The organism is Streptomyces sp. NBC_01198, from assembly GCF_036010485.1.
In the GTDB taxonomy this organism is placed as follows: Bacteria; Actinomycetota; Actinomycetes; order Streptomycetales; family Streptomycetaceae; genus Actinacidiphila.
On sequence record NZ_CP108568.1, the window covers coordinates 2,454,900 to 2,477,825 of the forward strand.

The 22,926-nt window shown below is 70.7% G+C and carries 24 protein-coding genes; 3 read left to right on the forward strand and 21 right to left on the reverse strand.

Annotated elements, in window-relative coordinates; genetic code table 11:
* Window positions 1-45: 45 nt before the first annotated feature.
* Window positions 46-438 carry an SCO5389 family protein gene (locus OG702_RS10875; RefSeq protein ID WP_327288654.1) on the reverse strand — a complete coding sequence of 131 codons (393 nt, stop codon included), beginning with the start codon at window positions 436-438 and terminating at the stop codon, window positions 46-48.
* A 247-nt stretch (window positions 439-685) separates the two neighbouring features.
* On the opposite strand from OG702_RS10875, the gene nucS reads away from it, so the two are divergent.
* The gene (gene nucS / locus OG702_RS10880) at window positions 686-1,348 is read left to right on the forward strand and encodes an endonuclease NucS (protein WP_327288655.1); all 663 of its coding nucleotides are present in this window, start codon (window positions 686-688) and stop codon (window positions 1,346-1,348) included.
* Between the two features lie 303 nt (window positions 1,349-1,651).
* Window positions 1,652-2,767 carry a glycoside hydrolase family 11 protein gene (locus OG702_RS10885; RefSeq protein ID WP_327288656.1) on the forward strand — a complete coding sequence of 372 codons (1,116 nt, stop codon included), beginning with the start codon at window positions 1,652-1,654 and terminating at the stop codon, window positions 2,765-2,767.
* Between the two features lie 62 nt (window positions 2,768-2,829).
* Here the strand turns inward: OG702_RS10885 and OG702_RS10890 are convergent, their stop codons facing one another.
* The 3 genes from OG702_RS10890 to OG702_RS10900 all read right to left on the reverse strand — a co-directional run bounded on the left by OG702_RS10890 (window position 2,830) and on the right by OG702_RS10900 (window position 6,999).
* Window positions 2,830-5,553, reverse strand: a complete 2,724-nt coding sequence (locus OG702_RS10890) for an ATP-binding protein (RefSeq protein ID WP_327288657.1) — start codon at window positions 5,551-5,553, stop codon at window positions 2,830-2,832.
* 174 nt (window positions 5,554-5,727) lie between these two features.
* A complete protein-coding gene (locus OG702_RS10895; protein ID WP_033176582.1) occupies window positions 5,728-6,027 on the reverse strand; it encodes an STAS domain-containing protein in 300 nt (99 codons plus the stop codon).
* Between the two features lie 123 nt (window positions 6,028-6,150).
* Entirely contained in the window at window positions 6,151-6,999 is an 849-nt protein-coding gene (locus OG702_RS10900) for a 3-hydroxyacyl-CoA dehydrogenase family protein (RefSeq protein ID WP_327288658.1), read from the reverse strand.
* A gap of 135 nt (window positions 7,000-7,134) precedes the next feature.
* Between OG702_RS10900 and OG702_RS10905 the strand changes: the two genes are divergently transcribed.
* Window positions 7,135-7,707 (forward strand): cob(I)yrinic acid a,c-diamide adenosyltransferase, encoded by a 573-nt coding sequence (locus OG702_RS10905; protein WP_327288659.1) that lies wholly within the window; start codon window positions 7,135-7,137, stop codon window positions 7,705-7,707.
* A gap of 25 nt (window positions 7,708-7,732) precedes the next feature.
* Here OG702_RS10905 and OG702_RS10910 read toward each other — a convergent pair whose 3' ends face one another.
* From OG702_RS10910 to OG702_RS10990, 17 genes are all read right to left on the reverse strand, one after another.
* Complete coding sequence (locus OG702_RS10910; RefSeq protein WP_327293181.1) at window positions 7,733-8,179, reverse strand: DUF2550 domain-containing protein; 447 nt, start codon at window positions 8,177-8,179, stop codon at window positions 7,733-7,735.
* 166 nt (window positions 8,180-8,345) lie between these two features.
* Window positions 8,346-8,720: a F0F1 ATP synthase subunit epsilon gene (locus OG702_RS10915; protein WP_327288660.1), complete on the reverse strand. Its 375-nt coding sequence runs from the start codon at window positions 8,718-8,720 to the stop codon at window positions 8,346-8,348.
* Window positions 8,721-8,831: 111 nt separating this feature from the next.
* Window positions 8,832-10,271: a F0F1 ATP synthase subunit beta gene (gene atpD / locus OG702_RS10920; protein ID WP_327288661.1), complete on the reverse strand. Its 1,440-nt coding sequence runs from the start codon at window positions 10,269-10,271 to the stop codon at window positions 8,832-8,834.
* Window positions 10,272-10,276: 5 nt separating this feature from the next.
* Window positions 10,277-11,200: a F0F1 ATP synthase subunit gamma gene (locus OG702_RS10925; protein WP_327288662.1), complete on the reverse strand. Its 924-nt coding sequence runs from the start codon at window positions 11,198-11,200 to the stop codon at window positions 10,277-10,279.
* 4 nt (window positions 11,201-11,204) lie between these two features.
* Entirely contained in the window at window positions 11,205-12,776 is a 1,572-nt protein-coding gene (gene atpA, locus OG702_RS10930; RefSeq protein WP_327288663.1) for a F0F1 ATP synthase subunit alpha, read from the reverse strand.
* 121 nt (window positions 12,777-12,897) lie between these two features.
* The gene (locus tag OG702_RS10935; RefSeq protein ID WP_327288664.1) at window positions 12,898-13,713 is read right to left on the reverse strand and encodes a F0F1 ATP synthase subunit delta; all 816 of its coding nucleotides are present in this window, start codon (window positions 13,711-13,713) and stop codon (window positions 12,898-12,900) included.
* Window positions 13,710-14,279: a F0F1 ATP synthase subunit B gene (locus tag OG702_RS10940; protein ID WP_327288665.1), complete on the reverse strand. Its 570-nt coding sequence runs from the start codon at window positions 14,277-14,279 to the stop codon at window positions 13,710-13,712. The genes OG702_RS10935 and OG702_RS10940 overlap by 4 nt, the downstream gene beginning before the upstream one ends.
* 39 nt (window positions 14,280-14,318) lie before the next feature.
* Window positions 14,319-14,567, reverse strand: coding sequence for an ATP synthase F0 subunit C (gene atpE, locus OG702_RS10945; RefSeq protein WP_327288666.1), 249 nt, complete (start codon window positions 14,565-14,567; stop codon window positions 14,319-14,321).
* Window positions 14,568-14,663: 96 nt separating this feature from the next.
* Entirely contained in the window at window positions 14,664-15,470 is an 807-nt protein-coding gene (gene atpB / locus OG702_RS10950) for a F0F1 ATP synthase subunit A (RefSeq protein ID WP_327288667.1), read from the reverse strand.
* A 298-nt stretch (window positions 15,471-15,768) separates the two neighbouring features.
* Window positions 15,769-16,185, reverse strand: a complete 417-nt coding sequence (locus tag OG702_RS10955; RefSeq protein ID WP_327288668.1) for a hypothetical protein — start codon at window positions 16,183-16,185, stop codon at window positions 15,769-15,771.
* Window positions 16,186-16,439: 254 nt separating this feature from the next.
* Window positions 16,440-17,783, reverse strand: coding sequence for an MraY family glycosyltransferase (locus OG702_RS10960; RefSeq protein ID WP_327288669.1), 1,344 nt, complete (start codon window positions 17,781-17,783; stop codon window positions 16,440-16,442).
* A gap of 159 nt (window positions 17,784-17,942) precedes the next feature.
* Entirely contained in the window at window positions 17,943-18,617 is a 675-nt protein-coding gene (locus OG702_RS10965; protein WP_442814377.1) for an arsenate reductase/protein-tyrosine-phosphatase family protein, read from the reverse strand.
* The gene (locus OG702_RS10970; RefSeq protein ID WP_327288670.1) at window positions 18,614-19,261 is read right to left on the reverse strand and encodes an L-threonylcarbamoyladenylate synthase; all 648 of its coding nucleotides are present in this window, start codon (window positions 19,259-19,261) and stop codon (window positions 18,614-18,616) included. The genes OG702_RS10965 and OG702_RS10970 overlap by 4 nt, the downstream gene beginning before the upstream one ends.
* A 58-nt stretch (window positions 19,262-19,319) precedes the next feature.
* The gene (gene prmC / locus OG702_RS10975) at window positions 19,320-20,165 is read right to left on the reverse strand and encodes a peptide chain release factor N(5)-glutamine methyltransferase (RefSeq protein WP_327288671.1); all 846 of its coding nucleotides are present in this window, start codon (window positions 20,163-20,165) and stop codon (window positions 19,320-19,322) included.
* An 11-nt stretch (window positions 20,166-20,176) separates the two neighbouring features.
* A complete protein-coding gene (gene prfA / locus OG702_RS10980; protein WP_327293183.1) occupies window positions 20,177-21,256 on the reverse strand; it encodes a peptide chain release factor 1 in 1,080 nt (359 codons plus the stop codon).
* Between the two features lie 104 nt (window positions 21,257-21,360).
* The gene (gene rpmE / locus OG702_RS10985; RefSeq protein WP_327288673.1) at window positions 21,361-21,588 is read right to left on the reverse strand and encodes a 50S ribosomal protein L31; all 228 of its coding nucleotides are present in this window, start codon (window positions 21,586-21,588) and stop codon (window positions 21,361-21,363) included.
* A 203-nt stretch (window positions 21,589-21,791) separates the two neighbouring features.
* Window positions 21,792-22,910, reverse strand: a complete 1,119-nt coding sequence (locus OG702_RS10990; protein WP_327288674.1) for an LCP family protein — start codon at window positions 22,908-22,910, stop codon at window positions 21,792-21,794.
* Window positions 22,911-22,926: the final 16 nt, after the last annotated feature.

The following is a 22,926-nucleotide window of genomic DNA, read 5'->3' on the forward strand; positions in this document are numbered from 1 at the left end:
GCCCCGTTGCCCGACTACGGCTGCCGCGCCGACGGCGCGGGACGGTCAGCAGTCCCGGAACTCCGGTGACTGGTTGAGCACCTGCGACCGGATCGAGGTGAACCTCTCGTAGCTCTCGCCGACCGCCGGGTCGAGCGGGAAGACCGCCACCCGGTGGCAGTTCTGGAACGCCAGCCGCACCCCGAAGTGCCGCTGAAGTGCCCCCCGTATCGCGTCGCTCGCCAGCGCGCGGAGCAGTTGCCCGCGCTCCTTCTCACTCGGCGGCGGCACCTGGTTGTCCGCGAAGTTCCCTCCATCGACCTTGAGTTGTGCCACCAATGAGCTGATCATCTCCCACGCGTAAGGGAGGGACGTCCTGACGCAGTCGACGAATTCCTGCTCGTCGACCTCGCCTCGCTCGGCCTGTTCGAGGAGGGCCGGAGAGACGTCGAGCGACATGGGTACTCCTCTCGGTGACCCCGTGGGCGCACGGGGTCGTACGGACGGGACCCGGCAGCCGCGGCCGCTCTCCCGCACGCCGGCCACCGGCCTCCAACCGTAGGGACGGATGGCTGTGCGCACCAGCAGGTAGCACCGACAACCGGCCAACTTGTCGCGGCGGACCGTAGTCGGCCGAACTCGTACCGTCCCGGCGGCCCGGGGCCGGATCGCGAAGCGCCGTCCGCGTCCAGTAGCGTGGCCCACCATGCGCCTCGTGATCGCCCGCTGCTCCGTCGACTACGCGGGCCGGCTGTCCGCCCACCTCCCGTCCGCCACCCGGCTGCTGCTGATCAAGGCCGACGGCAGCCTGTCGGTGCACGCCGACGACCGTGCCTACAAGCCGCTCAACTGGATGTCCCCGCCCTGCACGCTCAAGGAGGGCGACGACGGTGTCTGGACGGTCGTCAACAAGGCCGGCGAGCAGCTGATCATCTCGATAGAGGAGGTCCTGCACGACTCCTCGCACGAACTGGGCGTCGACCCGGGCCTGATCAAGGACGGCGTCGAGGCGCATCTGCAGGAGCTCCTCGCCGACCGGATGGAGGTGCTCGGCGAGGGCTGGTCCCTGATCCGCCGCGAATACCCCACCGCCATCGGCCCGGTGGACATCCTCTGCCGGGACGCGTCGGGCGCCACGGTCGCCATCGAGCTCAAGCGCCGCGGCGACATCGACGGGGTGGAGCAGCTCACCCGCTACCTCGAACTCCTCAACCGCGACCCCCACTTGTCCCCGGTGCGGGGCATCTTCGCGGCCCAGGAGATCAAGCCCCAGGCCCGCGTCCTGGCCACCGACCGCGGGATCGACTGCGTGGTTCTCGACTACGACGCGATGCGCGGCATCGAGGACGACAAGCTCCGGCTGTTCTGACGCCGGCGGTCCACCAGGGCCCGGAAAATTTTCGAAAGTTTCGGAGAATCGGGCAGGAGTCCTGATCGCGAAATCAGGGCTCCTTTTCCGTGCTTCCCACCCTTGCACCGCAGACAGGCCGATGACCTGGGCGTATCCGCCTCACGGGTAGCCGACGCCGAGCGCAGCTTTCGCCGCGACTGCCGAAAGTATTGACACTGCGTCTGGCCGGTTCAACACTGTCGCCGTCGGCAGAGCAATCCCTACTGCGCTGCGGGCGCAGTCCGGTCCCCACGCCGGCCTTCACGAGGAGGAAGCACGCACATGAACCATCCCCCCACCCAGCCGAAGAGCCGCGGAAGCGGCCGCTTCCGGGCGCTCAGCCGCTTCCGGCTGCTCATCAGCAGCTTCTGCACCCTCGCGCTGGTAGGTGTGGCAGCCCTGGTGCTCCCGGGCACCGCCAGCGCCGACACGACCGTCACGTCGAACAGCACCGGCACCAACAACGGGTACTTCTACTCGTTCTGGAGCCAGAACAGCGGCCAGGCCTCCATGACCATGGGCTCTGGCGGCCAGTACAGCACCCAGTGGAACAACGTGACCAACTTCGTGGCCGGCAAGGGCTGGAACCCGGGCAACACCTCGCCGGTGACCTACTCGGGCTCGTGGAACTGCAACGGCAACTGCTACCTGTCGCTGTACGGCTGGACCACCAACCCGCTCATCGAGTACTACATCGTCGACAACTACGGGAGCTACAACCCGAGTTCCGGCTCCTCCCGGCTGGGCTCCGTCTCCAGCGACGGCAGCACGTACGACCTGTACCGGACGCAGCGCGTCAACCAGCCGTCCATCCAGGGCACCGCGACGTTCTACCAGTACTGGGCGGTCCGCCAGGCGAAGCGCACCGGCGGCACCATCACCGTGTCCAACTTCTTCAACGCGTGGGCGCAAGCGGGCCTGAACCTCGGCACCCCGAACTACCAGATCCTCGCCACCGAGGGCTACGGATCCTCCGGTAGCTCAAACATCACCGTCGGCAGCAGCAGTGGCGGCAGCAACGGTGGCAGCAACAACGGTGGTACCACCAACGGCGGTACCACCAACGGCGGCGGCAACAACGGCGGCACGACGGGTAGCACAACCAACGGCGGCACCACCGGTGGCGGCGGCGGAAGTTGCACCGTGAACGTGACCGCCGGCGACCAGTGGAGCGACCGGTACAACCTCAACGTCTCGGTCTCCGGTTCCAGCACCTGGACTGTGACCGCTAACATGCCCTCCCCCGAGGTGGTCATGTCCACCTGGAACATCAGCGCCAGCTATCCCAGCCAGTACGTGCTCGTCGCCCATTCCAACGGCAGCGGCAACAACTGGGGTCTGACGATTCAGAAGAACGGGCGCACGACCTGGCCGTCCTTCTCCTGCCAGGCAAGCTGACCCCTCGTACGATCCCGCACCACCGGCGCGGCGGCCCTGTGGCCGCCGCGCCGGCTTGCGTGTTACGGCGTCGCGCTGCCGGTCGCGTCGGGGCTGGCGCTGCCCGCACCGGTGGGCGCGGCGGCCGTGTGGGTGATCCAGGGAGAACTCGGAATGGGTTGGGAGTGCGTGTCGGTAGGCGTGGTCGGCGAATCCGTTGGCGACGTCGCCGTGGACGACGGTGACGGGGAGGTCGACGCTGGCGTGGAAGACGGCGACTTGGTGGGTGTCGTCGGCGGCTTGGAGGTGTGGCCGTGCCCGCCCGACGGGTGGGACGGGGGCGGCGGGGGCTGGCTGGAACCGCCGCCCGACGACGCGGGCGGGGGTGTCGTGGAGGTGCCGCCCTGGGTGCCGCCGGTGGTGGAGGCGGACGGGGTTGTCGCCGTCGTGCTCACCGACGGGGACGTGGACGACGGCGAGGCCGTCGACGTCGGGGCGGTCGTCTCCGGGGCGACCGTGGACTCGTCGTCCGGGACATCCTCCTGCGACGACTCCAGCGGCTTGACCTGGTTCTTCTGGTCGGAGTCGCCGCCGGCCCCGGACGTCGCCCCCAGCGTGACGATCGTGCCGAGCACCGCGGCCAGCAGCACTCCCGTGCCGGCCGCGACCATGTTGCGCCGGGTGCCGACCACGGCGAGCCGCTTCGGGCCCGGCGGGGGCGCCGCGTGGGCCGGGGGCCGGTGGTGGATGACGGCCAGCGGCGGGCTCACCGCGGTGACCGGCTCGGCGTCGGCGGGAGCGGCCGGGAGGAGTTCGAGCGGGCCCGCGGGCTCCGCGTCGGCGACCAGCGCCAGCGTGCGGCGGCCGACGACGGTGCCCTGGCGGTCGGCGAGGGCGCCGCGCAGCGCGATGGAGGCCTCGAGCTCGGCCCGCGCCCGGTCCATCGTGCCGTTGCAGAGCGCCAGCACACCCAACTCGTGGTGGAAGTACGCCTCTTCGGCGACCTCGCCGGACAGCCGCGCGGCCTCCTGGCCGATCCGCAGCGCGCGTTCCCAGGCACCCCAGTGCAGGGCGGCGGCGAAGACGGGGGCGACGGTGCGGGCCAGCAGGACCGCGGCCGTCGGGTTGCCGTTGTCGCGGCAGGCGGTCATCGCGGCGATGATCGCCTCGGACTCGGCGGCGGCGCGGGCCGCGGTGACCGAGGGGTGGCCGGTCCACCAGGCGTAGTGCAGGGCCGCGGTGTGCGCCTGGACCTCGCTCAGCTCGCCCTCGGCGGTGAAGGCGGCGGCGAGCTGCGGGGTGACACCGGCGGCGAGCCGGTAGTGCGCGGCGACCGGGACGGCCAGGCCCACCGCGGTCATCTCGCCGAGCGCGGCGTCGCCGTGGGTGTCGCCGACCAGGGCCGGCAGGTGCGAGGGGTGCGGGCATTCGCCGTCCAGGGCGACGGCGAAGGCGAGTGCTTCGCGGGCGGCCTCGCTGAGCCGCGAGGCCAGCAGGTCGGCGGGGGCGGCGCTCTCCGCCAGGGACGGCAGCGGCACGTCGGCGGTGGGCACCCGGGGGGCCGGCAGTGCCGGCGGGGTCGTCTCCGGCGGCGACACCGGGCCGGCGGACCCGGCGGGGGCGTCGAAGCCGGTCAGGTCGGGTATCTGGTCGGCCGCGGGCCCGGCGGCGTCGGCCGGGGTGCCGTTGTCCCACACCGAGTCGTCCCAGTCGGGCTCGGGCGGGAAGCGCAGCACGTCCCGCTGCCGCAGCAGGGCGCCGGCCTGGACGAAGCGCAGCGGCAGGCCCTCGGACTCGAACCACAGGTCGGCCGCCCAGGCGGTCTCGTCCTCTTCCAGGGTCCGCCCGGCGGCCAGCGTGAGCAGGTCGACGCAGGCGACCCGGGTGAGGCCGGAGAGGAAGACCTCCTCGACCATCGACTCGGCCGGCGCCGCGGGGACGTCGGGCGTCGCCGACATCAGGAAGGCGCATTCGGGGGCCGCGGCGAGCAGTTCCTCCAGTGCGGCGCCGCCGAACTCGAGGTCGTCCACCACCACGACCGCCCCGGTCTCCCGTAGCAGCTCGGGCAGTTGGGCGCGGCTGGGGCGGTAGTCGTCGCCGGCGTAGACGGTGCTGTACAGCGCGTGCAGCACGTCGCCGACGGTCCGGCGGTAGCCGGAAAGCCACAGCACGCCGTCGGGCGCCAGGTCGCCGCAGGCGTTGGCCACCGACTCCAGCAGCGCGGTCCGGCCGGCGCCCGAGGGACCGTTGACGCGCACCGAACGGCCGCGCGCCAGCAGGCGGATGAGCCGCTCGCGCTCCTCGTCCCGTTCCAGCAGCGGCAGTTCGGGGGCGGGCGGGCCGGGCGGCGGGGAGGGGCGCTGGGCGGCGAGGTGGGCGGTGCGTTCCTGGCGGGTGCGCCGCACCGGGGTCCTGCGCTCGTCGGGCGGGCAGGGGGCGACCTCGGTGCCGTCGACCGGGTTGACGGTCAGCACGTAGTCGGGGGTGACGATCCGTCGTATTCGCGCGCTGCCGCCGCTGGGCGTGCTGGTGCCCGCGGTCAGCTCCAGCGGCTCGCGGGCCGGCCGTACCGCCTTGGGCAGCGGGGCGGCCGCGTCGAAGAGCGAGGGCTCGACCGGGCGCAGGCCGTCGAAGGCGGTGGGGTCGGCGGGGACGTCGAAGTAGGGGTCGGGGGCCGGCGGCTCGTACGGCACCAGCGCGCCCCGGTCGGCGGTCCCGCCGCCGGTCCCGCCGCTCCTGACGCCGAAGGCGTCGAACGGTTCGTCCTGCCCGGGTCGCTCGCCGGGCTCGCCGTTGTGCTGGTCCATGTCCAACGCCCCCATGTGCGTCACGTCAGGGGCGCTGCGGGCCGCCGCCCGTGCGGGGCGGCCCGATTCCCCTGGTCCGGCGTACGGGGTGGCACGCCTGCGGGCAATCCGAGTCCAAACTCTAAGGGCTCGCACCGTATCAATGAAGCGCAGGGGTGCCTGGCAGCCCTTACGTCACCTTTCGGCCTCGATCGCGAGGATCCGGTGCAGCCGGGTGGCCACCAGCAGCCGCTGCATCTGCGGCGGGACGTTGCGCAGCACCAGCCGGCGGTTGGCCCGGCCGGCCCTGCGGTGGGCGCCCATGATCACCCCGAGGCCGGTCGCGTCCCACGAGTCCAGCTCGGTCAGGTCGAGTACGAGGTCGCCGCGGCCGGAGTCGACCGCCGTGTGCAGGGCCGTACGGGCGTCCGCCGCGCTGCGGACGTCGAGGCGGCCCCCGACGACCAGCTCGGCGTGGTCGCCCCTGATGTGCATAGTCGCTCCCGAAGAATCGCGGCACCCGTCCGTATGTCTTCACACAACTGACGGTCTGTCGCAAAGAGAAGTTGCCGTCTGTGAGCGAACCGATACCGAATTCACTCCTGTGAGTGACGCTGCTTAGTACGGGTAGAACCCCTGGCCGCTCTTGCGGCCCAGGTCCCCCGCGTCCACCATCCGCCGCATGATCTCCGGCGGGGCGAATTTCTCGTCCTGCGACTCGGCGTAGATGTTGCCGGTGGCGTGCAGCAGGATGTCCACGCCGGTGAGGTCGGTGGTGGCCAGCGGACCCATGGCGTGGCCGAAGCCCAGCTTGCAGGCGACGTCGATGTCCTCGGCCGAGGCGACCCCGGACTCGTAGAGCTTGACGGCCTCCACCACCAGCGCGGAGATCAGCCGGGTGGTGACGAAGCCGGCCACGTCCCGGTTGACGACGATGCAGGTCTTGCCGACGCTCTCGGCGAAGTCGCGCGCCCGGGCCAACGTGTCGTCACTGGTCTTGTAGCCCCGGACCAGTTCGCACAGCTGCATCATCGGCACCGGGGAGAAGAAGTGCGTGCCGACCACCCGTTCGGGGTGCTCGGTGGCCGCGGCGATCTTGGTGATCGGGATCGCCGAGGTGTTGGACGCGAGCACCGTGCCCGGTCCGGTGATGCGGTCCAGGGTGCGGAAGATCTCCTGCTTGACCTCGATCCGCTCGAAGACCGCCTCCACCACCAGGTCGGCGTCCGCGACGGCGTCGAGGTCGGTGGTGGTGCTGATCCGGCCCAACGCGGCTGCCGCGTCGGCTGCTTCGAGCTTCCCCTTGGCGACGAAGCGGTCGTAGGAGACCTTGATGCCGTCCGTGCCGCGGGCCAGTGCCTCGTCCGTGACGTCCCGCAGGATCACCTCGTAGCCCGCCTGGGCCGCCACCTGCGCGATGCCCGAGCCCATCAGTCCGGCTCCTACGACGGCGAGCTTCTTCGCCACGGCACACACCTCTCCATCGGGGTATCTGGCCGGACCCTAGCGCCGGTTCGGGGCCCGGCGCAGCATGATGTCGGGCGCGTCACCGTGTGTCCTTGGTCGCACATGGCCGCTCGCGCAGGCCCTACGCTCGGTCACATGGTCAATCTCACCCGCATCTACACCCGCACCGGCGACGACGGTACGACCGCGCTCGGCGACATGAGCCGTACCGCCAAGACCGACACCCGGATCGCCGCGTACGCCGACGCCAACGAGGCGAACGCGGTCATCGGCGCCGCCCTGGCGCTCGGCGGACTCGCCGAGGACGTGGCGGCCGTCCTGGTCCGCGTGCAGAACGACCTCTTCGACGTCGGCGCCGACCTGGCGACCCCGGTGGTGCCCGACCCGAAGTATCCGCCGCTGCGGGTCGAGCAGTCCTACGTGGACCGTCTTGAGGCCGACTGCGACGCCTTCCTCGCCGGCCTGGAGAAGCTGCGCAGCTTCATCCTGCCCGGCGGTACGCCCGGCGCGGCACTGCTGCACCAGGCCTGTACGGTCGTCCGCCGCGCCGAGCGCTCCACCTGGGCGGCGCTGGCCGAGCACGGCGAGGTGATGAACCCGCTGACGGCGACGTATCTCAACCGGCTCTCTGATCTGCTCTTCATCCTGGCAAGGAGCGCGAACAAGGAGCGCGGGGACGTGCTGTGGGTGCCCGGGGAGAACCGCTGACGCCGCGGCCTTCCGGCGGTACCGCTCAGGCCACGTTGACCCGCTGGCCGGGCGGGGCCGCCTCCAGCCAGGCGAGGAAGCCGGTGAGGGCGTCGTCGCTCATCGCCAGTTCGAGCCGCATGCCGCGGTGCTCGCAGGTCAGCACGACCGCGTCGGACAGCAGCGCCAGCTCCTCCGAGCCGCGCGGCTCCCTGCGGCCCTCGACCTCGATCGAGGGGCGCTCCAGCACCCGGCGGGGCCTGGGGGCGTAGGAGAAGACCCGGAACCACTCGACCCGGTCGCCGTTGTAGCGGGCCACCCCGTAGACCCAGCCCTTGCCGGTCGGCTCCGCGCCCTCCGGCGGGGCCACCCGCAGGCTGCAGTCGAACGTGCCGCCGGGGCGCTGGATCAGCCGGCGGCGCAGGCCGAGGACGAACAGGGCGAGCAGGATCGCGCCCACCACCGCGCCGATCGCCTCGACCGAGAGGATCACGTCCACCGCTCTCCTCTCCTGGGGCCGTCTGCCGCCCGTACCGCGCGCCCTGTGTGTGCTGGTCTCGCTGTGCCGGAGCCGCGGACCGCCCCTGGGGGCAGCCCGCGGCACCGTGGTCCTGCTTGCGCGGTGGCGCCGTCCTGAACGGCGCCGCGCCGGTGGTGGTTCAGTGCGCGCCCGCCGCGGCGGCGAGCCGGACCTCCGCGCGGCGCTCGGCCGCGGCGTCGTCCTCGGACTTGGAGCGCTCCAGCGCCCGCTCGGCGCGCTGTACGTCGATCTCCTCGGCCAGCTCGGCGATCTCGGCGAGAATCGACAGCTTGTTGTCCGCGAAGGAGAGGAAGCCTCCGTGCACAGCGACGACCACGGTGCCGCCCTCGCTGGTGCGGACCGTCACCGGACCCGACTGCAGCACTCCGAGCACCGGCTCGTGCGACGGCATGATGCCGATGTCACCGGACATGGTGCGGGCGATGACCATGGCGGCCTCCCCGGACCAGATGCTGCGGTCCGCGGCCACCACCTCGACGTGAATTTCGGCCAAGACGGCTCCTCGGGTCGGCACCCACCGGGTGAGGGAGGTGCGTAAGACAAAGAATAAGGGCTGCGAGAGGGGGGCAGAGACCGTCTGCCCCCCTCACGCCACGGCCACCGGTCAGTTGACGCCGAGCTTGGCGGCGTTCGCCTTGAGGTCGTCCAGGCCACCGCACATGAAGAAGGCCTGTTCCGGGAAGTGGTCGTAGTCGCCGTCCGCGATGGCGTTGAAGGCCGCCACCGACTCGTCGAGCGACACGTCGGAACCGTCCACACCGGTGAACTGCTTGGCCGCGTGGGTGTTCTGCGACAGGAAGCGCTCGATGCGGCGGGCGCGGAAGACGGTGAGCTTGTCCTCCTCGCCGAGCTCGTCGATACCGAGGATGGAGATGATGTCCTGGAGGTCCTTGTACTTCTGCAGGATCCCCTTGACGCGCATGGCGCAGTCGTAGTGGTCCTGCGAGATGTAGCGCGGGTCCAGGATGCGGGACGTGGAGTCCAGCGGGTCCACCGCGGGGTAGATGCCCTTCTCCGAGATCGGCCGGGAGAGCACGGTCGTCGCGTCGAGGTGGGCGAAGGTGGTGGCGGGCGCCGGGTCGGTCAGGTCGTCCGCGGGGACGTAGATCGCCTGCATCGAGGTGATCGAGTGACCGCGGGTCGAGGTGATCCGCTCCTGCAGCTGGCCCATCTCGTCGGCCAGGTTCGGCTGGTAGCCCACCGCGGAGGGCATCCGGCCGAGCAGCGTGGAGACCTCGGAACCGGCCTGGGTGAACCGGAAGATGTTGTCGATGAAGAACAGCACGTCCTGGTTCTGCACATCGCGGAAGTACTCCGCCATGGTCAGACCGGCCAGCGCGACCCGCAGCCGGGTGCCCGGCGGCTCGTCCATCTGGCCGAAGACCAGCGCGGTCTGCGGGAGCACGCCGGACTCGGCCATCTCCGCGATGAGGTCGTTGCCCTCACGGGTGCGCTCGCCGACGCCGGCGAAGACGGAAACGCCCTCGTGCAGCTTGGCGACACGCATGATCATTTCCTGGATGAGCACGGTCTTGCCGACGCCCGCGCCGCCGAACAGGCCGATCTTGCCGCCCTTGACGTACGGGGTCAGCAGGTCGACGACCTTCAGGCCGGTCTCGAACATCTCGGTCTTGGACTCGAGCTGGTCGAAGGCCGGGGCCTTGCGGTGGATCGGCCAGCGCTCGGTGACCTCGGACTCCGCCTCCGGCTCGTTCAGGATCGCGCCGAGGGTGTTGAAGACGCGGCCCTTGGTGACGTCGCCGACCGGCACCGTGATGCCGTTGCCGGTGTCGGTGACCGGGGACTGGCGGACCAGGCCGTCGGTGGGCTGCATGGAGATGGCGCGGACCAGGCCGTCGCCGAGGTGCTGCGCGACCTCCAGGGTCAGCGTCTTGCTGGCGCCGGCCTCGGTCGGGTCGGCGACGTCGACCTTCAGCGCGTTGTAGATCTCCGGCATGGTGTCGACGGGGAACTCCACGTCGACGACCGGGCCGATGACCCGCGCCACCCGGCCGGTGGCGGTGGTTTCAACAGTGGTGGTCATAGTGGTCAGTCACTCCCCGCGTTCGCGTCGGCCAGAGCGCTGGCACCGCCGACGATCTCGCTGATTTCCTGGGTGATGTCGGCCTGTCGGGCCGCGTTGGCAAGCCGCGTGAGCGACTTGATCAGATCTTCCGCGTTGTCGGTCGCCGACTTCATCGCCCGGCGGCGGGCCGCGTGCTCGGAGGCGGCGGCCTGCAGCAGGGCGTTGTAGATGCGGCTCTCGACGTACCGCGGCAGCAGCGCGTCCAGCACGCCCTCCGCGGACGGCTCGAACTCGAACAGCGGCAGCGCCTGGGGCTTGGACTGCTCCCCTTCGCCGCGATCCGCCTTGTCCGAGATCGCCAGCGGCAGCAGCCGCCGGTCGACCGGGGTCTGGGTCATCATCGACACGAATTCGGTGAAGACGATGTGCAGCTCGTCCACGCCGCCCTCGGCCGAGTCCGCGAGCACCGACGCGATCAGCGGTGTCGCCACCGCCTTGGCGTCGGCGTACGACGGGCTGTCGGAGAAGCCGGTCCAGGACTGGGTGACCTCGCGCTCGCGGAAGGCGTAGTAGGCCACCGCCTTGCGGCCGATCAGGTAGCTGTCGACCTCCTTGCCCTCCGCGCGCAGCCGCTCGATGAGCCGGTCGGCCGCCTTGATCGCGTTGGACGAGTAGCCGCCGGCCAGGCCGCGGTCGCTCGTGACGAGCAGGACCGCGGCACGGGTCGGGTTCTCGGCCTCGGTGGTCAGCGGGTGCTTGGTGTTGGAGCCGGTCGCGACCGCCGTGACCGCCCGGGTCAGCTCATCCGCGTACGGGGACGAGGCCGCCACCTGGCGCTGCGCCTTGACGATGCGCGAGGCGGCGATCATCTCCATCGCCTTGGTGATCTTCTTCGTGGCGGTGACGGACCTGATCCGGCGCTTGTAAACCCGAATCTGTGCGCCCATGCGATCAGCCCTCGTCCAGCAGCGTGCCCGAGGACGTCTCGAACTGCTTCTTGAAGGCGGCGACCGCGGAGGTCAGGGCGTCGATCGTGCCGTCCTCCAGCTTGCCGGTCTCGACGATGCCGGTGAGCAGCGACTTGTTCTCGCGGTGCAGGTAGTCCAGCAGTTCGCGCTCGAAGCGGCGGACGTCCTCCACCGGGACGTCGTCCAGCTGGCCGGTGGTGCCGGCCCAGATGGAGACGACCTGGTCCTCGATCGCGTAGGGCGCGTACTGGCCCTGCTTGAGCAGCTCGACCATCCGCTGGCCGCGCTCCAGCTGCGCCTTGGAGGCCGCGTCCAGGTCGGAACCGAAGGCGGCGAAGGCCTCCAGCTCGCGGAACTGGGCGAGGTCCACGCGCAGCCGGCCCGCGACGCTCTTCATGGCCTTGATCTGCGCCGAGCCGCCGACCCGGGAGACCGAGATACCGACGTTCAGCGCGGGCCGCTGGCCGGCGTTGAACAGGTCGGACTCCAGGAAGCACTGGCCGTCGGTGATGGAGATCACGTTGGTCGGGATGAACGCCGACACGTCGTTGGCCTTGGTCTCCACGATCGGCAGGCCGGTCATGGAGCCGGCGCCCAGGTCGTCGGAGAGCTTCGCGCAGCGCTCGAGCAGGCGGGAGTGCAGGTAGAAGACGTCGCCGGGGTAGGCCTCGCGGCCCGGCGGGCGGCGCAGCAGCAGCGAGACGGCGCGGTAGGCGTCGGCCTGCTTGCTCAGGTCGTCGAAGACGATCAGGACGTGCTTGCCCTGGTACATCCAGTGCTGGCCGATGGCCGAGCCGGTGTAGGGGGCCAGGTACTTGAAGCCGGCCGGGTCGGACGCCGGGGCGGCGACGATGGTCGTGTACTCCAGCGCGCCGGCCTCGTCCAGCGCGGCGCGCACGCCGGCGATGGTGGAGCCCTTCTGGCCGATAGCGACGTAGATGCAGCGGACCTGCTTCTTCGGGTCGCCGCTGCGCCAGTTGTCGCGCTGGTTGATGATCGTGTCGATGGCCAGGGCGGACTTGCCGGTCTGGCGGTCGCCGATGATCAGCTGGCGCTGACCGCGGCCGATCGGGGTCATCGAGTCGACGGCCTTCAGGCCGGTCTGCATCGGCTCGTGCACCGACTTGCGCTGCATGACCGTGGGGGCCTGCAGCTCCAGCGCGCGGCGGCCGTCGGTCTCGATCTCGCCGAGGCCGTCGATCGGGGTGCCCAGCGGGTCGACGACCCGGCCCAGGTAGCCCTCGCCGACCGCCACCGACAGCACCTCACCGGTGCGGTGCACCGGCTGGCCCTCTTCGATGCCGTTGAACTCGCCGAGGACGATCGCGCCGATCTCGCGCTCTTCCAGGTTCAGCGCGAGACCGAGGGTGCCGTCCTCGAACCGCAGCAGTTCGTTCGCCATCGCCGAGGGCAGGCCCTCGACCTTCGCGATGCCGTCTCCGGCAACGCTGACCGTCCCGACCTCCTCGCGCGAGGCCGCGTCCGGCTGGTACGACTGGACAAACGTCTCCAGCGCGTCCCGGATCTCCTCCGGCCGGATCGTGAGCTCCGCCATCTGGGTTCCCTGCTCTCCTTGTTGGGCCCGAAGTCTTCTTTGGGGGGCGTCGGCCCAACGCGGGCCGTCAGTGCTTGCAGTGCTAGTCGATGTACCGATGATGCTGCCGTCGATGCTGTTGTCAGCCGGCCATCCGGCGGGACGCCTCGTCGAGGCGGTCCGCGATGGAGCCGTTGATGACCTCGTCGCCGATCCGCACCCGGACCCCGCCGAGGACCTCGGGGTCCACGTCCAGGTTCAGATGCACCGGGCGGCCGTAGATCCTGGCCAGGGCGTCCCCGAGCCGGCGCTTCTGCGCCTCGCTCAGCGGAGTCGCCGAGACCACCTCTGCGACCGTCCGGCCGCGGCGGGCCGCGGCCAGCTTGGACAGGGATTCGATCCCGCCTTCAAGGCTACGTCCTCGCGGCGCGGTGACCAGCCGGGTGACCAGCCGTTCCGTGACCGGTTTGGCGCGCCCGCCGAGCAGCGTGTGCAGCAGGGCCGACTTGCCGCCGGCGTCGCCGGCCCGGCCGCTGAGCGCGGCCCGCAGGTCGACGCTGCCGGAGGTGATCCGCCCGAAGCGGAACAGCTCGTCCTCGACCTCGTCGAGCGTGCCGTCCCGCTCTGCGGCGGTCAGGTCGGCGGTGTCGGCCAGCTCCTCCAGGGCGTCCACCAGGTCGCGCGAGCGCGACCAGCGGGCCCGTACCATCCCGCTGACCAGGTCGATGCTGTCCGTGCCCAGCTGGTTACCCAGCAGCCGCCGGGCGAGCCCGGCCTTGGCCTCGCCGGACTGCGCCGGGTCGGTCAGTGCGCGGCGCAGCGACGACTCGCGGTGCAGCAGCGAGGTCACGGCGGCCAGCTCGTCGGCCAGCACGGTCGCGTCCACCGACGTGTTGTCGGTCAGCGCGTCCAGGCGTTCCCGCGCGGCGGCGAGTGCGTCACGGCTCGCGCCGTTCATCGTGCCGCCCCGGCGCCTGCCCCGTTGCCCGCTCCGGCGCCTGCCGAACCGTCGAGGCTGTCGAGGAAGCGGTCGATGGTGCGGCTCTGCCGGGCGCTGTCCTCCAGGGACTCGCCGACCAGCTTGCCGGCCAGGTCGGTGGCGATCCTGCCGACCTCCTGGCGCAGCGTGACGGTCACCTGCCGGCGGTCCGCCTCGATCTGGGCGTGGCCCGCGGCGACGATGGCCTCGCGCTGGCGCTGGCCCTCCTCGCGCATCTCCGCGATGATCACGGCGCCCTGCTCACGGGCCTGCTCGGTGATCCTGGCCGCCTCGTGGCGGGCCTCGGCGAGCTGGGCCTTGTACTCCTCAAGCGTGCGGTTGGCTTCGGTCTGCGCCTTCTCCGCGCGCTCCAGGCCACCCTCGATCGCGTCGTGGCGCTCCGCGAGGGTCTTCTGGATGTTCGGCAGGAGCTTCTTTCCGAGGACGCCGAAGACGATGAAGAAGCAGAGCAGGCCGACAATCAGTTCCGAGGACTCGGGAATGAGCGGATTCTGCGCTCCCTCCGCCGCCAGGAAGGACATCATGTCTGAACCTTTCGTCGAGTGTGGCTGTCGGGCTGGGCGTCAGGACTTGAAGACGAACGGCACGACCAGGCCGAGGAGCGCGAGCACCTCACAAAGGGCGAAACCGAGGAACATGTTGGTGCGGATGATCGGCATGGCCTCGGGCTGGCGGGCCATGGCCTCGATCGAGTGGCCGAAGACCAGACCGATGCCCACGCCGGGACCGATGGCGGCGAGGCCATAGGCGACAGCGCCCAGACGGCCCGCAACGGAGGTGGAGGCGGCGAGGTTAACGAGCTCGGCAGACATTTCCCTGTCTTCCTGTGTTGATGGGGTCCGTTGGGGGGCTTCCCAGCGGAAGTCTGATGGGGCTGGTGGTGCGGATCCGGCGGGGCGTCGGCGGGGTCAGTGACCCTCTTCGAGCGCTCCGCTGATGTAGATCGAGGCGAGCAGCGTGAAGATGTACGCCTGGAGGAACTGGATCAGCACTTCCAGGAGGGTCATGGCGATCGCGAGCAGGAACGAGCCGCCGGCGACCGCGGTGAGCAGCGAGGGGGTCAGCAGGTACCAGCTGGCGGCGCTGAACATCACGATCAGCAGGTGCCCGGCGAACATGTTGGCCCACAGCCGCACCGCGAGGGTGAAGGGCCGCAGGATCACGTTCGTGAAGAACTCCAGCACGACGATGAGCGGCACCAGGAGCTTGGGCAGACCGTCGATCCACACCAGGTTCTTGACGCCGCCGCCGAAACCGTGGGTCTTGAACGTCAGGAACATGTACGTGATGAAGACCAGCGCGGCCAGTGCCACCGGATACGCGAAGCGCGAGGTGGAGGGGAACTGCGCGACCGGGATGATCGACATCAGGTTCATGATCCACACGAAGAAGAAGATCGACGTGAGGAAGGGGACGTACTTGTCGCCCTTCTTGCCGATCACCTCGCGGGCGATGCTCCGGGCCACGAAGTTGTAGCCGACCTCACCCACCAGCTGCAGCTTCCCGGGGACCAGCTTGGGCCGGCTGAACGCGGCCCAGAAGAAGCCCACCACCAGCAGCATGCAGATGACCGCCAGCAGCATCGGCTTGGTGAAGTCGAAGCTGCCGACGCTGAAGATCGGCTTGAAGTCGAACGAGTTGAGGCCAGGAGCGGGGAATGCGCAGTCGTGCTGGATGTGACATCCAGCCTCAGCGAGCAGCGTGTGGGCACTCACCCGTGACTCCTTCGTCGTGACGCATAAGAAACGGCAACCTTGTGTGTCAGCGCGGCTGGTGAAGCCGCTGGTCGGCACGGCGGACGAGGCGTGGCGAAGTCACCACGGTCCGCTGGGAGCCCGCATCGAAGACCGGGCACCTGGGCTCCGCGCCGCGTCCGCGGCCCCGGGTCCGAGTACACCGATGGGCGCGGGGGCAGCACCTTCCTCAAGCGCGAGGGGCCTCCACGTCCAGATGCGTTTCCGGACGATAGCAGATGGAATTGCAGCCCCTTTACCCGCCCCTTGGCACCGCGCATCATTCGGCCGGAGGCACGGAGGGAACGGGGTCGACGTACAGCATCCGCGAGGTGAGGCTCTGCTTGACCTGGCCGCCCACCCAGGACAGCGCGGTGGCGAGCAGGGTCAGACCGAAGGCGCGGCCGCTGAAGAGGGTGGTGTCCTTGAAGACGACGACGAAGACGCCGATCATCAGGATCTGCACGGCGTAGACCAGCATGCCTGCGGCCATGGCGATTTGGGGCCGGTCCTCGGTCATGGTCATCAGCACCCAGGAGCCGAAGGCGAAGAACACCCCCACCACCAGGATCGCCACCAGTCCGCCGACGAGGCCCTGTTCGCCTGCGAGTACGGCGCTGACAACGGTGGCGACAACACCGACAGGGGCGGCGACAAGCGCGGCTCCCTTGAGGATTCGGGCGTCGTTCTGCTGCATGATCGGCTCCTCCGGCGGGAGTTGGGGCAAGCGGATGTCGTCGGAGACGAGCGTAGTCAGGGACCGAGGATGTGACCTCGCGCCGGAAGACCGCTCTTCCGGTCCTTCGGCACGTTCCCTGCTTTCGTGAACGGTATCACAAAGTATTTGATGCGGTCTTTACCATGGAGATGTGCTGCCTGTCACAGGACTGTGCTCCCGACACGCCGTCCGATTTTCCGGACTTGTGCCGGGTGCGGTCCGCCGCCGTGACCTCAGTTGCCGGTCTCGACCGGGCTGCGCCGGTCCGGATTGCGGTCGGAACGCCGGTCCGGCCTGCGATCGGGCAGTCGCGAACGGTCACCGATCGCCGTCGAACCGTGCAGCGCCGGGTGGTCGGGCGCGCTCATCTCCCGCTCCGCGGCGGCCGCGCCGGCCGCCAGCCGCCGCCGGCGGCGCCGGTAGCGCGGCGGGACGACGGACTCCGCCCAGTCGGGGGCGGCCGGCTTGAAGCGCGGCAGCAGCAGCACGACCAGGCCGACCGCGCTGAGCGAGACGATCACCAGCACGATCCACAGGCTGGAGGAGTTGACCGAGAAGGCCACCGCGGCGAAGGCGAACAGCGCGCACCAGAAGTACATGATCAGCACCGCCCGGCTGTGCGAGTGGCCGATCTCCAGCAGCCGGTGGTGCAGGTGGCCGCGGTCGGCGGCGAACGGCGACTGCCCCTTCCAGGTCCTGCGGACCACCGCGAGCACCAGGTCGGCGGCCGGGATCGCGATCATCGTCAGCGGCAGCAGCAGCGGCATGTAGACCGGCACCATGAAGTGCACGGTCTCCCGGGTCGATCCGGTGAAGGAGGTGATCGCGTCGGGGTCGACCTGCCCGGTGATGGAGATCGCCGACGAGGAGAGCACCAGGCCGATCAGCATCGACCCCGAGTCGCCCATGAAGATCCGCGCCGGGTGGATGTTGTGCGGCAGGAAGCCCAGGCACATCCCGATCAGGATCGCGCTGAACAGCGTGGCGGGCGCGGCCGCCTCGACGCCGTAGCCGTACCACATGCGGTAGGCGTACATGAAGAACGCGACCGAGGCGATGCACACCATGCCGGCCGCCAGACCGTCCAGGCCGTCCACGAAGTTGACCGCGTTGATGGTGATCACCACCAGCGCCACGGTGAGCAGCGTGGACTGCACCGGGGTCAGCGCGACCGGGCCGATGCCAGGCACCGGCAGCCACAGGATGGTCAGGCCCTGCAGCACCATCACGCCGGCCGCGATCATCTGCACGCCGAGCTTGACCAGCGCGTCGACGCCCCACTTGTCGTCCAGCACCCCGAGCAGCCAGATCAGCCCGGCCCCGGACAGCAGCGCGCGCGGCTCGTTGGACAGCGAGAAGACGTCGCCGATGTTGGACAGGTGCGCCGCGACCAGCAGGCCGGCGCACAGGCCGCCGAACATGGCGATGCCGCCGAGCCGCGGTGTCGGCTCGCGGTGCACGTCACGGGCCCTGATGGGCGGCATGGCGCCGGCGGCGATGGCGAACTTCCGCACCGGCCCGGTGAGCAGATACGTCACCGCAGCAGCGACGAAAAGGGTCAGCAGATACTCGCGCACGAGCCGCCTCCGACGGTTTCGGGGGCGTAGCGATGCTGCGCACACGTCCGGGGGTGGTACCTCACAGCGTCACACCCTAGTGGTGGCCGGGCCGGGACGGCGAACACCTGGTGAGACTCACAGGCAGTCCGCGCGGTTGCAGTCGGCACGACAGCGGCTTCAGGACGGCCGGACGGTGGCGCCGACACCTGTCAGCGCGGTCACCATCGGGTCCAGCGCGGTGTGGATCTCCTCGCCGATACTGCGGAAGTACGAAAGGGGGGCGCCGTACGGGTCGTGCACCTCGTCGGCGTCCGGGCTGGGGGCCAGCAGCCAGCCGCGCAGCGCGGCCGCGGCACGGACCAGCGCCCTGGCCCGCTCGGTCACGCTGCCCTCGGGCAGCGTGGTGGTGTCTATGGCCCGCACCAGCCGGGTGAACTCCTTGAGCGTGAAGGTCCGCAGGCCCGCCGCGTGCCCCATCGAGATGACCTGGGCCCGGTGGTCGCGGGTCGCGGTGAGCACCAGGTCGGCGTCGATGACGTGGTCGTCCAGCAGTTCCCTGCCGGTGAAGCCGGACGGGTCGGCGCCGTACTCGGCGAGCACCGCGGCGGCGTGCGCCTCCATCGGGGCGCCCTCGTGCCCCCAGGTGCCCGCCGACTCGACCACCATGCCGGCCGCGCCGCCGCCCAGCCGCCGGGCCAGCCCGTGCCGGGTCAGCCGCTCGGCCATCGGCGAGCGGCAGACGTTGCCGGTGCAGACATGCAGGATGCGGAAGACGTCACCGCTGTCCCCCGGGACGACGCGCTGGACGTACTGCGTGTGCCCCCATATGCCGCGCCCGTCGGGCGTCGTCAATTGCGCTCCTCCAGGTCGGGTACGACCTTGCGCAGCTCTTCCGCGCTGATCGCCCCGGCCCGCAGCAGCACCGGCACCTTGCCGGTGACGTCGACGATCGAGGACGGCGTGGCGGCGGGCGTGGGGCCGCCGTCCAGGTAGACCGCCACGGAGTCGCCCAGCATGCCCTGGGCGGCGTCGCAGTCCTGCGGCGAGGGCATTCCGGTGAGGTTGGCGCTGGAGACCGCCATCGGGCCTGTGGCGGTGAGCAGTTCGATCGCGACCGGGTGCAGCGGCATCCGTACCGCGACGGTGCCGCGGGTGTCGCCCAGGTCCCAGGTCAGCGACGGCTGGTGCTTGGTGACCAGGGTCAGCGCGCCCGGCCAGAAGGCGTCGACCAGCTCCCAGGCCTGCTCGGAGAAGTCGGTGACGATGCCGTGCAGGGTGGTCGGCGAGCCGACGAGCACCGGGGAGGGCATGTTGCGCCCGCGGCCCTTGGCCTCCAGCAGGTCGCCGACGGCCTCGGCGTCGAAGGCGTCGGCGCCGATGCCGTAGACGGTGTCGGTCGGCAGCACGACGAGTTCGCCGCGCTTGATCGCCGAGGTGGCCTCGCGCAGGCCGGTCGCCCGGTCGGTCGCATCCGAGCAGTCGTATCGCCGTGCCATGAGATGACCTCCGAAAGATGCTGTGCTGCCGGGTCCGGTGCCCGGTGGGCCCGCCTGGTCACGGCAGGGCCTTGCGGGCCGAGGTGAAGCGCGGGCGGTTGTTGAGATCGGGGTGGTCGGCCGCGTCCGCCCAGCCCGCGTCCTCCTTGAAGATCCACGGCACCTGGCCGCCCTGCGAGTCGGCGTGCTCGATCACGACGACCCCGCCGGGCCGCAGCAGCCGGTGCGCGGTGCGCTCGATGCCGCGGATGGTGTCGAGGCCGTCCTCGCCGGAGAAGAGTGCCAGTTCCGGGTCGTGGTCGCGGGCCTCGGGTGCCACATGCTCCCACTCGGTGAGCGGGATGTAGGGCGGATTGGAGATGACCAGGTCGACCTGGCCGTTGAGTTCGGGGAAGGCGGTCAGCGCGTTGCCCTGGCGCAGGTCCACCTTGCTGCCCTCGACGTTGGCCCGGGCGTAGTCGAGCGCGTCCTCGGACAGCTCCACGGCGTGCACCCGGGAGCGCGGCACCTCCTGGGCCAGTGCCAGCGCGATGGCGGCCGAGCCGGTGCACAGGTCGACGATCAGCGGTTCTGCGACGTCCATGGCACGTACCGCGTCTATCGCCCAGCCGACGACCGACTCGGTCTCCGGGCGCGGCACGAACACCCCCGGCCCGACCCGCAGTTCCAGGTAGCGGAAGAAGGCCCGGCCGGTGATGTGCTGCAGCGGTTCGCGGGCCTCGCGGCGGGCGATGGCCTCCCAGTAGCGCGCGTCGAACTCGCTGTCGGCGACGCTGTGCAGCTCGCCGCGCTTGACGCCGTGGATGTACGCGGCCAGCTCCTCGGCGTCGAAACGCGGCGACGGCACCCCGGCGTCGGCGAGCCGCTGGGCGGCCTGCGCCACCTCGGCGAGCAGCAGGTTCACCGTCCGCCCCCTCAGCCCGCGTCGCCGGCCGCGGCCAGCTTGGCGGCGGAGTCGGCGTCCACGCAGGCCTGGATCATCGCGTCCAGGTCGCCGTCGAGCACCTGGTCGAGGTTGTAGGCCTTGAAGCCGACCCGGTGGTCGGAGATGCGGTTCTCCGGGTAGTTGTAGGTGCGGATGCGCTCGGAGCGGTCGACGGTGCGCACCTGGCTGCGACGGGCGTCGGACGCCTCGCGCTCGGCCTCCTCCTGGGCTGCGGCCAGCAGCCGGGAGCGCAGGATGCGCATCGCCGACTCCTTGTTCTGCAGCTGGCTCTTCTCGTTCTGGCAGGAGACGACCAGGCCGGAGGGCAGGTGGGTGATGCGGACCGCGGAGTCGGTGGTGTTGACGGACTGGCCGCCGGGCCCCGACGAGCGGTAGACGTCGATCCGCAGGTCGTTGGGTCCGATCTCGACCTCCACGTCCTCGGCCTCCGGGGTGACCAGCACGCCGGCCGCGGAGGTGTGGATACGCCCCTGGGACTCGGTCGCCGGCACCCGCTGCACGCGGTGGACGCCGCCCTCGTACTTGAGCCTGGCCCACACCCCGTTGCCGGGCTCGTGGCTGGCCTTGGCCTTCACGGCGACCTGGACGTCCTTGTAGCCGCCGAGGTCGGACTCGTTGGCGTCCAGGATCTCGGTCTTCCAGCCGACCCGCTCGGCGTACCGCAGGTACATCCGCAGCAGGTCGCCGGCGAACAGCGCGGACTCCTCGCCGCCCTCGCCCGCCTTGACCTCCAGGATCACGTCCTTGTCGTCGCTGGGGTCGCGCGGCACAAGCAGCAGCCGCAGCCGCTCGGTGAGGTCGCCGCGCTCCTTGTCCAGCTCCTTGACCTCGGCTGCGAACTCCGGGTCGTCGGCGCCGAGTTCGCGCGCGGTCTCGATGTCGTCGCCGGTCTGCCGCCAGGCGCGGTAGGTGCTGACGATCGGCGTCAGCTCCGCGTACCGCTTGTTGAGCCTGCGGGCGTTGGCCTGGTCGGCGTGCACCGCGGGGTCGGCAAGCTGCTTTTCGAGGTCGGCATGTTCGCCGATCAGTTCCTCGACCGCCTCGAACATCATCAGTCCCTAGCTGGAAGGAGTCTGGAAGGAGTAGGTGGGACGACAAAGCGCCGGTCCGGTCGCCCTGGGCCGGGCGACCGGGAACCGGCGCTTTCGGGTCGCTACTTCTTCGCGGACCCGGCGGCCGCCTTGCCGAAGCGGGCCTCGAAGCGGGCCACGCGGCCGCCGGTGTCGAGGATCTTCTGCTTGCCCGTGTAGAACGGGTGGCACTCGGAGCACACCTCGGCGCGGATCTGACCGCTCGACTCGGTGCTGCGGGTGGTGAACGAGGCACCGCAGGTGCAGGTGACCTGGGTCTCGACGTACTCGGGGTGGATCTCGCGCTTCAAGGATGCTCCTAGGTTCGGGAGGGCGCCGGGTCGCTCCGCGGGTTTGCGTCACGTGAACCGGGGCCAGCGGACCAGTCTGCCAGCACTGGCCGCATCTCCCAAAACCAGGCCCCCGACGGGATAATTCCCACGCCGTACCGTTCCGCTCGTCCGCGGGCCGGCGGCGTACGTGCGGCGCCCCGCCGGTGGCGCGGGCGGGCCGGTCAGCGGCCGGCGCCGGGGCCCGACGGCGGGTCGACGACCTTGCCCGCGTCGACCTTGTCGGCCGCCGAGCCCTTGAGGGCCGAGGCGGGGATCGGCTTGTCGGCGCGCAGCGCCGACCACACCATCGCGGCCTTGGCGTTTATGGGCTGCACCCGGTTGCGGTCGGCGGGGTCGTAGCGCACGGGCAGGGTGACCATGTGGATGTGGCCGGACTTGAGGTTGCGGACGCTCTGCGCCAGGCCCATGAGCCTGCCGACCGAGCCCAGCCCGGTGTCGGTGGTGACCGCGCTGGTGGCGGTGTCCGCGACGGAGAACAGCTTGGTGGGGCTGCTGAGCAGTCCCAGGCCGCTGATCCGGTCCATCAGCGCCTTGAGGAACGCCTGCTGCAGCTGGATACGCCCCAGGTCGCTGCCGTCGCCGACGCCGTGCCGGGTGCGGACCAGGCCGAGCGCCTGGTCGCCGTCGAGCTGGTGGGTGCCCGCGGCCAGCTTCAGGTGGCTCTTGGTGTCGTCGATGGCCGTGGTGGTGGTCAGCGGCACCCCGCCGAGCCTGTTGACCAGGTCCTTGAAGCCGGTGAAGTCGACCTCGACGTAGTGGTCCATCCGAAGCCCGGTCAGCGACTCCACCGTCTTGACCGCGCAGGCCGGCCCGCCGACCTCGTAGGCGCTGTTGAACATCACCTGCCGGACCGCCGGCGCGGTGCCGCCGCCGGGCTTGGTGCAGGCCGGGCGGTTGATCAGGGTGTCCCGCGGGATGCTGACCACGCTGGCGCTCTTGTGGCCCCTGGCCAGGTGCACGATCATCGCGGTGTCCGAGCGGGCGGTGCCGCTGTCGTGGCCGTAGCCCCGGTTGGCGCCGGAGCGGGAGTCCGAGCCGAGCACCAGGATGTCCATCGAGCCGTTGCCGAGCCTGACCGGCCGGTCGGTGCCGAGTGCCCGGTCGATGTCGACGCTGTGGATGTTGCCGTTGAGGCGGAAGTAGAGATATCCGGCGCCGCCCGCGCCCGCCAGCACCACGCCGGCCGCGACCCATGCGGTGATCCGCAGGCCGCGGCGCCGGCGCCGGGCCCCGAGGGGGGTGGCGCCGGGGGACGGCTGGGGGTCAGCTGTACCGGGCATTCCTCCATCGTGCGCC

Excerpts from the sequence above, each read along its gene's own strand:
- OG702_RS10875 (WP_327288654.1), bottom strand. The coding sequence starts at position 438 with ATGTCGCTCGACGTCTCTCCGGCCCTCCTCGAACAGGCCGAGCGAGGC.
- nucS (WP_327288655.1), top strand. The coding sequence starts at position 686 with ATGCGCCTCGTGATCGCCCGCTGCTCCGTCGACTACGCGGGCCGGCTG.
- OG702_RS10885 (WP_327288656.1), top strand. The coding sequence starts at position 1,652 with ATGAACCATCCCCCCACCCAGCCGAAGAGCCGCGGAAGCGGCCGCTTC.
- OG702_RS10890 (WP_327288657.1), bottom strand. The coding sequence starts at position 5,553 with ATGGACCAGCACAACGGCGAGCCCGGCGAGCGACCCGGGCAGGACGAA.
- OG702_RS10895 (WP_033176582.1), bottom strand. The coding sequence starts at position 6,027 with ATGCACATCAGGGGCGACCACGCCGAGCTGGTCGTCGGGGGCCGCCTC.
- OG702_RS10905 (WP_327288659.1), top strand. The coding sequence starts at position 7,135 with ATGGTCAATCTCACCCGCATCTACACCCGCACCGGCGACGACGGTACG.
- atpD (WP_327288661.1), bottom strand. The coding sequence starts at position 10,271 with ATGACCACCACTGTTGAAACCACCGCCACCGGCCGGGTGGCGCGGGTC.
- OG702_RS10925 (WP_327288662.1), bottom strand. The coding sequence starts at position 11,200 with ATGGGCGCACAGATTCGGGTTTACAAGCGCCGGATCAGGTCCGTCACC.
- atpA (WP_327288663.1), bottom strand. The coding sequence starts at position 12,776 with ATGGCGGAGCTCACGATCCGGCCGGAGGAGATCCGGGACGCGCTGGAG.
- OG702_RS10935 (WP_327288664.1), bottom strand. The coding sequence starts at position 13,713 with ATGAACGGCGCGAGCCGTGACGCACTCGCCGCCGCGCGGGAACGCCTG.
- OG702_RS10940 (WP_327288665.1), bottom strand. The coding sequence starts at position 14,279 with ATGATGTCCTTCCTGGCGGCGGAGGGAGCGCAGAATCCGCTCATTCCC.
- atpE (WP_327288666.1), bottom strand. The coding sequence starts at position 14,567 with ATGTCTGCCGAGCTCGTTAACCTCGCCGCCTCCACCTCCGTTGCGGGC.
- OG702_RS10955 (WP_327288668.1), bottom strand. The coding sequence starts at position 16,185 with ATGCAGCAGAACGACGCCCGAATCCTCAAGGGAGCCGCGCTTGTCGCC.
- OG702_RS10970 (WP_327288670.1), bottom strand. The coding sequence starts at position 19,261 with ATGGCACGGCGATACGACTGCTCGGATGCGACCGACCGGGCGACCGGC.
- prfA (WP_327293183.1), bottom strand. The coding sequence starts at position 21,256 with ATGTTCGAGGCGGTCGAGGAACTGATCGGCGAACATGCCGACCTCGAA.
- OG702_RS10990 (WP_327288674.1), bottom strand. The coding sequence starts at position 22,910 with ATGCCCGGTACAGCTGACCCCCAGCCGTCCCCCGGCGCCACCCCCCTC.